Source organism: Streptomyces sp. NPDC127038 (assembly GCF_042725875.1).
GTDB lineage: Bacteria > Actinomycetota > Actinomycetes > Streptomycetales > Streptomycetaceae > Streptomyces.
The window spans coordinates 25,353-31,977 of record NZ_JBHXDQ010000006.1; the positions used below are offsets into that span (position 1 = coordinate 25,353).

Below are 6,625 nucleotides of genomic sequence, written 5' to 3' on the forward strand. Positions count from 1 at the left end.
CACCCCTCACCCCAGCCCATCTGCGAGTACACCCGCCCGGCCAGTACTGCGTCGATCGACTGGCGGGCGCCTGGCACGACGGTGCCTCCTCCTGACCGAGTCGTGGGCGACCAGACCGAGTCGGTCGCCCGAAAAGCATTAGATGGCCGTCGTCCAGTGGCGCTAGCCTCGCTGATCATGGGAGCGCGTGCGCAGTACGTGGTGGTCGAGAACGGTGTCTGGCAGCGGTACTACTCGCATTGGGGCGCCAACCGGGTGGTCGGTGATCTGATGCCCGGTCCGGCCGCGGCGACACGTTGCTTCCGCGCCAACGAGGAGATCGACGAGTGGCTCGCCGATCTCTGGTGCGAGGGTGCCGCGCTCGTCGACCACGACCGCAGGATCCTGCTCTGGTTCGCCTTCGCGGACAGCTGGGCCGATCACCTCGCCGCCCGCGCCGTACTGGCCCGGACCTGGCCCGGCTGGGACGTCCGCTTCGCGCACGACGGCCTGGGCGACCTCATCCACCATCTGGGTCTCGGCAGGGACTTGACCCGTTTTCCCGGCTGGTTCGAGACCTTCGATCCGTCCGGGTTCGCGGCCACCGAGGACAGCGAGCCCTGGTCGGTCGCCTCCGTGCGCCTGCCCGACGGCAGCGTTCGCGCGTGGGGCACAGACTGGGAGCCCATCGAGCACCTCGCCGCCGGTCCCGGACTGATCGACCGGCTCGTCGCCTCGCCGGACACTCCCGCGCTCACGGACATGCCGTACGGCGGCGTCCACCTCGACCCGCAGGCCCGCACCGTCTCGCTCTGGGCCGTGCAGACCGTTGCCGGAGTTCACGAGTGGCCCTTCCAACGCTGGGAGGACTGGACCCTGGACTTCCGCGGGGACGACCACACTTGGCAGGCCACTTTGCTCTCCGCGGACTTCCCCTTCCCCCGGCCCTCACTCGCGACCGCACTGCGGCAGCTCGGCGACGGCCTCGTTACCCCGCCGCCCGACACCGGCGCACTCCTCGCCCGTGCCACGGCCGCGCCCGGCCCGGAGGGTACCGCCGCCGTGGTGAACCCCTCCGCGCTGGTGCCGCACGAACCGAACGATCCCACCCCGGCCGAACTCACCGCCGTGCGTGGGGCGATCACGGCCCTGCTCGCGGGAGCGGAGGCCCACTGACCACCTCGCGGAGCCGGCCCGCTCGACCGGTGCTGCCATCAACTCTCCACTTCCGGCGAACTGTCCCGAAGCGCGTGCGCCCAGGCGGACCGAATCGGCGCTCGAAGCACACAACCTCGACGACCGGGCATCCTGGGATGAGACAGGCCTACGAGGCTTTCAATCCCATCCACAACCTCCCCCGACCCACGGGCGTCGAGAGCCTCCACTACCTCGTCTGCACCACCATCCATCATCTGATGAAGTACCTGATAATCAGGCAAGATAGGCGATAATCGCCTCTAAGAATGTGTTTGAGATCTGCCGTGTCTCGTTGCTGAGGCGCTCGTTCACCTTGCGGTGAGCAGTGAGCACTGGTCGAGCCGTTGCTCCCGCCGGCGCGGGTGAGACCGAAAGGTGGTCGACGGGAGAAGCATCCGCGGCGGCGGTTCCTCGACGCGATCTTCTACGTGGCGCTGACTGGGTGTGCCTGGCGGCAGCTAGCGAAGGACTTCGCGCCGTGGCCGACGGTGTATTGGTACTTCACGTGGTGGCACGACGACGGCGCCGCCGAGCCTATCCATGACGCCCCGCGCAGCAAGGTCCGTGAAGCCGACGGCCGCGAGGCGGAGCCGAGCGCGGGCCTGATCGACTCCCAATCGGTCCGCACCGCGGATACCGTCCCCGCTGCCACCAGGGGCTTCGACACGGGTAAGAGGGGCAAGGGCCGCAAGAGGTTCATCGTCACCGACACCCTCGGCCTGCTCCTGGCCGTTCACATCGTCGCGGCAAGCGTCCAGGACCGCGACGGCGCGAAGCGGCCGCTGCTGTGGACCAGGCTCGACCCCCCCGAGGTCCGGAAGGTCTGGGCCGACCAGGGCTTCGTCGGCCGCCTGGTCGACTGGGCCACCCAAATCCTCGGCCGCGAGCTGGAGATCGTCCGCAAGAATCCCGACCGGCGCGGCTTCCATGTCCAACCCAAGGGCTGGGCGGTGGAACGCACCTTTTCGTGGCTCGCCGCTCACCGGCGCCTAGCCAGGGGCTACGAGACCAGCCTCGCCCACTCGAAGGCCATGATCCGCTGGGCAATGATCGGCATCATGGTCCGCCGACTCACCCGCGGCTGTCCCCCTGCCCGGCCTGGCCCCAGGCCGTTGATCCAGATGAGGTCGCACGCCGGTACTGTCCAGGCGTGATCAGTGATGCTGCTGCCCTAGGTGGGGCCTGGAATGGCGCTGCGGTGCGCTCGCGTGTTGCCGCAATGGCCCTGGAAGACCCCGAACGTCGCCGCTTCGGCGCTTCTCACCACGGGTACCGGCTTCACGCGCCGCTGGCGGAGCAGTCGATCCGACACTTCGAGCAGCTGCACGGCATCACTCTTCCTGCTGCCTACCGAAGCTTTTTGAGCACAGTCGCGGACGGTGGAGCGGGGCCGGACTACGGACTCTTGGGCCTGGCAGAAGAAGTAGACGAGGAAGAGGCCCTGCACGATCTTCGGGCAGAGTGTCTGCATGCGGGCTTTCTGGCGAGTGCGTTCGCGCACACCGCCGAATGGCCGGGACCGGGCCGGGAAGGCAACGCCGACTACTGCGTGGCGGGGACACTGGTCCTCGGCGAGTCTGGTTGCGGCTCCTTCTCCCGCCTGGTCATCGCGGGGAGCAATGCCGGACAAGTATGGCTCGATGACCGCGTGTGGGGTGGTCTCACCCCAGGACCAGACTTTCGCGATTGGTACACCACATGGCTGGCATCCCGGTAGATCTCAAACGCGGTCTCAGAGGTCGTTTTCATCTGTCTTGCCTGGCTTTTAGACGATTTTCTGGGTGGTAGACGGTGGTCCAGGCGAGATATTGGAGGCTGTCGATGCCTGTGTGCCGGGGGAGGTTGCGGAGGGGACGGAAAGGGTCGTAGGCCTGTCTCATCCCGGGATGCCCGGTCTTCGAGGTTGTGTGCTTCGAGCGCCGATTCGGTGCGACTGGGCGCACTCGCTTCGGGCCGGTACGCCAGAAGCATGGCCACGCGACGCCCTTACCCGAGTGATCTGTCCGATGCCCGCTGGGAGTTGGTCGAGCCGGTCCTGGCGGCGTGGCGCTTCGAGCGCCGCGGCAGAGCTCTGGACTTCGGCAGGCCGCCCGAGCGCGACCTGCGCGACATCATGGACGCGATCTTGTATGTGGACCGGACCGGCGTCCAGTGGCGCTACCTCCCGCATGACTTCCCGCACTGGAACACGGTCTACGGCTACTTCGCCCGCTGGCAGCAGGAAGGCGTGTTCGCCCAGCTCAATGGCCTGCTCAGGCAACGCTTACGACAGAAGGGAGGACGAGAGGCCGAACCATCGGCCTGCGTGATCGACGCGCAGAGCGTGAGAACGTCCACCAGCGTGCTCGCCTCCAGTCAGGGTGTCGATGCCGGGAAGAAGATTGTCGGGCGGAAGCGGAGCATCGTCACCGACACGATCGGCCTCCTCCTGGTTGTGCTGGTGACCGCTGCGAGCGTGCAGGACTCCGTCGCCGGCACTGAGCTCCTGAACCGGGTCGCCGCCGAACATCCCCGAGTCCGCAAGGTGTGGGTCGACGGCGGCTACCGCCAGCACCTCGTCGAGCACGCAGCGACCCTCGGCATCGACATGGAAATCACTCAACGCAGGCCCAGGACCAGGGGATTCACACCGATCCCCAAGCGGTGGGCGGTCGAGCGGACCTACGGTTGGCTCATGCTCCACCGCCGCCTGGCCCGCGACTACGAAACGCTGCCCCATCGCTCCGAAGCCATGATCCACATCGCCATGACCGACCTCATGGCCCGCCGTCTCACCGGCGAGAACACCATCTCCTGGCGCGACCCGAGACCTCAGACCAAACACCAGATTCCGGGATGAAACAACGGGAGAAAACGACCTCTCAGCGCTTCGTCGGAATGAGCGTTGCCGCCCGGAGGCACTAGGCGCCGGCCCCGTCGCTGACGGAACGGCTTGAGGCGGGACCATTCCGGAGAGTGAGTTGTAACCGCCTGCAGCGGCCTTGGCGCGGGCGTTGGGGGGCGATTCACGCAGCGGGCATCGTCCACCGGGATCTGGAGCCATCGAACGTACTGTTGGGTCCGGATCCCGGTGACTCAATAACGGCAATTCGCCAGATCACCGATTCGGTTGCTGAGAACTTCCATGCCAGTTGGTGCATCTGAGCGTGCGGTATCTCGGCCGTGTATACGCTGGTCCCGTCACCGCACTGCGACGCGGCCAGAGGCTTTCCGCTGGCGATGATGTCGAAATTGGACGGGCCGGCGCATGTCCACAACACCGTGACGGATGAGGCCTTCCCTGCTGACGCGGGAAGCGTGACACTGCCCTTACCGTGACCGGTTGTTGTGTACAGCGTCTTCGATCCGACAGCGAGGGGCGACTGGACCGGATTGGGAAGGCGGTCCGGGCTCGTCGGGTTCTGTCTCACCGAGGGGGCTGCGCTGGCCCCCGTCTGTGCCCTGTGGGTGGCGGTAGCCCTCGGGTGAGTCTCGCCTGTGCAGGCCGATACGAACACTAGGGCTGACAGGCCGACGGCCAGCAGGGGAGGCTTCATCAGATCGTCCTCAACTCACGAGCGTGGCCGCTTTCTTGGGAGCGGCATGAACAGAACGATCGCGGACTGCCTGGATGATCGTCAAGGAAACTCAACTGATCTGAGAGAGACTTGAGCATGGCGATCCGGAAATGGGTTATTTGCTGGGTATTGGCCCCGTAGGCAGACAAGCGGCACAGCGGAATCTCATGCGCCGTCAGTGTGGCTAAACTACGCAAGCAAAAGAACGTTGGCCTTTCAGAGGTCGTTTTCTCCCGTTGTTCCGTCCCGGACTTTGGTGTTTAGCCCGAGGCCCCGGGTCGCGCCAGGAGGCGAGTAGGTGCTCGAAGCATGCAATCTGTCCTGCCGTGTCGCATGAATAGAACCCGACCTGGTGGAGTGGGACTATGGCGGCTACGAGGGCCTGACCGCCGCGCACCGTGCGCTGGGTTGGCCTCGATGCGTCCGCCGGCCGACTGCTCGGGCACCCGCATCCAGGCACATTCAGCGTCTTGGCGACCGAAGATGGGCAGCCCTGCATCTCCGTCTGGAATGCCCTGTAGTGGCAGCTCACCGTCTCACGTCTGCCGCGAGAGGCGTCGATAGCCGATGAGGGCAACGGCGATGCCGGTGAAGGCCAGGGAGCGCTTCGCTTTGCGCACGTAGCGAGGGTGCAGTCGGCGGCACCCAGCGAGCCAGGACAGCGTGTGCTCCAGGGGCCAGCGGTGGATGTTCAGCCGGGTGGAGGGCGGCACAGTGGCAGGGGCAGACCGGTACGCCCGGTGATTAATTGGATCTTCGAGCCTTGCTTGCCGCGATCCACCGGATTCGGACCCGTGAGCGCGCGCTTGTCTAGGGCCCGCATGTTCACCGAGTCGATCGGGCCCTGTGACCGGACCAACTGCCCGCGGCTGCCGCGCTCGTCGAGGACCAGGCGGTGGAGCTTCGCCCGCACCCGGGCCTTGCTCCACTCGGAGAACCGGCGGTGAGCCGTCGCCCCGGACGGTCCGAAGGGTGCGGACGGCAACTGCTGTTACGCGCAACCGGACGTGGCCACGAACACGATCGAGGTCGGCACCTCCCGGTCGCCGTGACGACGGCGACCACCGCCCTGCGGTCATGTCGGTGCCTCCGGAACCACCCGCCAGAACAGTTCCGACAACTCGTCTGGAGCCAAACGTCCAACAATTCTCACCGCGGTCGAGAACACAACCGAGCCACACGAGCTGACGTCCCAATCCGGCAGACGGTTGCGCCCGGTTCCTGCGCCGGGGCCGCTCAGAGGTGGCCGTCCAGGAGGGTCCGTACCTCGGCGATCGTCATGAGTCCTGTGCCTTCCGTCACCGCCTCACCATCCTTCAGCAGGACGTAGGAAGGGGCTCCGGTGATCCCGTAGCGCGTGGTGGCGGCCGGGCAGCGTGTGATGTCGGTGCGGACGACCGTCAGGCGGCCCGTGAACTCGTCGGCGACGCTTCCCACGACGAGGTCCATGGCCCGGCAGGGCTCGATCGCCTTGGGCCATGTTCCGGTGAAGTAGGCGAGAACCGGGACGCCGCTCATCCTGAGGATGAAATCGAACTCCGCGTCCTCACGGGGTTGGTGAATCCGCTTCGCCGCCATGGAGCTCCTGACCTCGTGTTCCGTCATTGCGCGCCCATCTTGCCCTGCGCGGTACGGCAGGCCGGCCCCGGCGGGTCTCGGCACGACCTGTGGGTATGGGGGAGAGGTACCGCTCCGAGTGACGCCGTCGGGGGGGAGCTTGAGCCGACAGAGCTGTTGGCTCAAGACACGCGATCATCTCGCTCGTCCTGCCGCTGCGGGCACCGGTCGGATCGGCCCGCCCGCGGCGGCGACGCTCCTTGCGGCCCCGCGACCAGCACGGACACGAAGGCGCAGGTGACGGCGAACCGGAACCACTCGTAGGCGAATAACAG

The 6,625-nt window shown here is 66.6% G+C and carries 5 protein-coding genes and 1 pseudogene; 4 read left to right on the forward strand and 2 right to left on the reverse strand.

All coding sequences use genetic code 11. The features are described 5' to 3' along the window. The first annotated feature begins 177 nt into the window (after positions 1-177). The 4 genes from ACFWI4_RS06360 (at position 178) to ACFWI4_RS06375 (ending at position 4,015) form a co-directional block, all read left to right on the forward strand. A complete protein-coding gene (locus ACFWI4_RS06360) occupies positions 178-1,155 on the forward strand; it encodes a hypothetical protein (protein WP_387191591.1) in 978 nt (325 codons plus the stop codon). A 353-nt stretch (positions 1,156-1,508) separates the two neighbouring features. Next, entirely contained in the window at positions 1,509-2,330 is an 822-nt protein-coding gene (locus ACFWI4_RS06365) for an IS5 family transposase (RefSeq protein WP_387191889.1), read from the forward strand. Further along, on the forward strand, positions 2,327-2,893 hold the full coding sequence (locus ACFWI4_RS06370) for an SMI1/KNR4 family protein (protein WP_387191593.1): 567 nt from the start codon (positions 2,327-2,329) through the stop codon (positions 2,891-2,893). Before ACFWI4_RS06365 ends, ACFWI4_RS06370 begins: the two co-directional genes overlap by 4 nt. 252 nt (positions 2,894-3,145) lie before the next feature. Next, positions 3,146-4,015 (forward strand): IS5 family transposase, encoded by an 870-nt coding sequence (locus ACFWI4_RS06375; protein WP_387191594.1) that lies wholly within the window; start codon positions 3,146-3,148, stop codon positions 4,013-4,015. A gap of 1,254 nt (positions 4,016-5,269) precedes the next feature. On the opposite strand, the pseudogene ACFWI4_RS06380 reads toward ACFWI4_RS06375, so the two are convergent. Next, positions 5,270-5,886, reverse strand: a pseudogene (locus ACFWI4_RS06380) (transposase). Positions 5,887-5,969: 83 nt separating this feature from the next. Beyond that, positions 5,970-6,311: a thioredoxin family protein gene (locus ACFWI4_RS06385; RefSeq protein WP_387191891.1), complete on the reverse strand. Its 342-nt coding sequence runs from the start codon at positions 6,309-6,311 to the stop codon at positions 5,970-5,972. Between the last annotated feature and the right edge of the window lie 314 nt (positions 6,312-6,625).

What these genes read in the sequence shown, in the direction of transcription:
- ACFWI4_RS06385 (WP_387191891.1), bottom strand. Translation starts at nt 6,311, where the DNA reads ATGGCGGCGAAGCGGATTCACCAACCCCGTGAGGACGCGGAGTTCGAT.
- ACFWI4_RS06360 (WP_387191591.1), top strand. Translation starts at nt 178, where the DNA reads ATGGGAGCGCGTGCGCAGTACGTGGTGGTCGAGAACGGTGTCTGGCAG.
- ACFWI4_RS06375 (WP_387191594.1), top strand. Translation starts at nt 3,146, where the DNA reads ATGGCCACGCGACGCCCTTACCCGAGTGATCTGTCCGATGCCCGCTGG.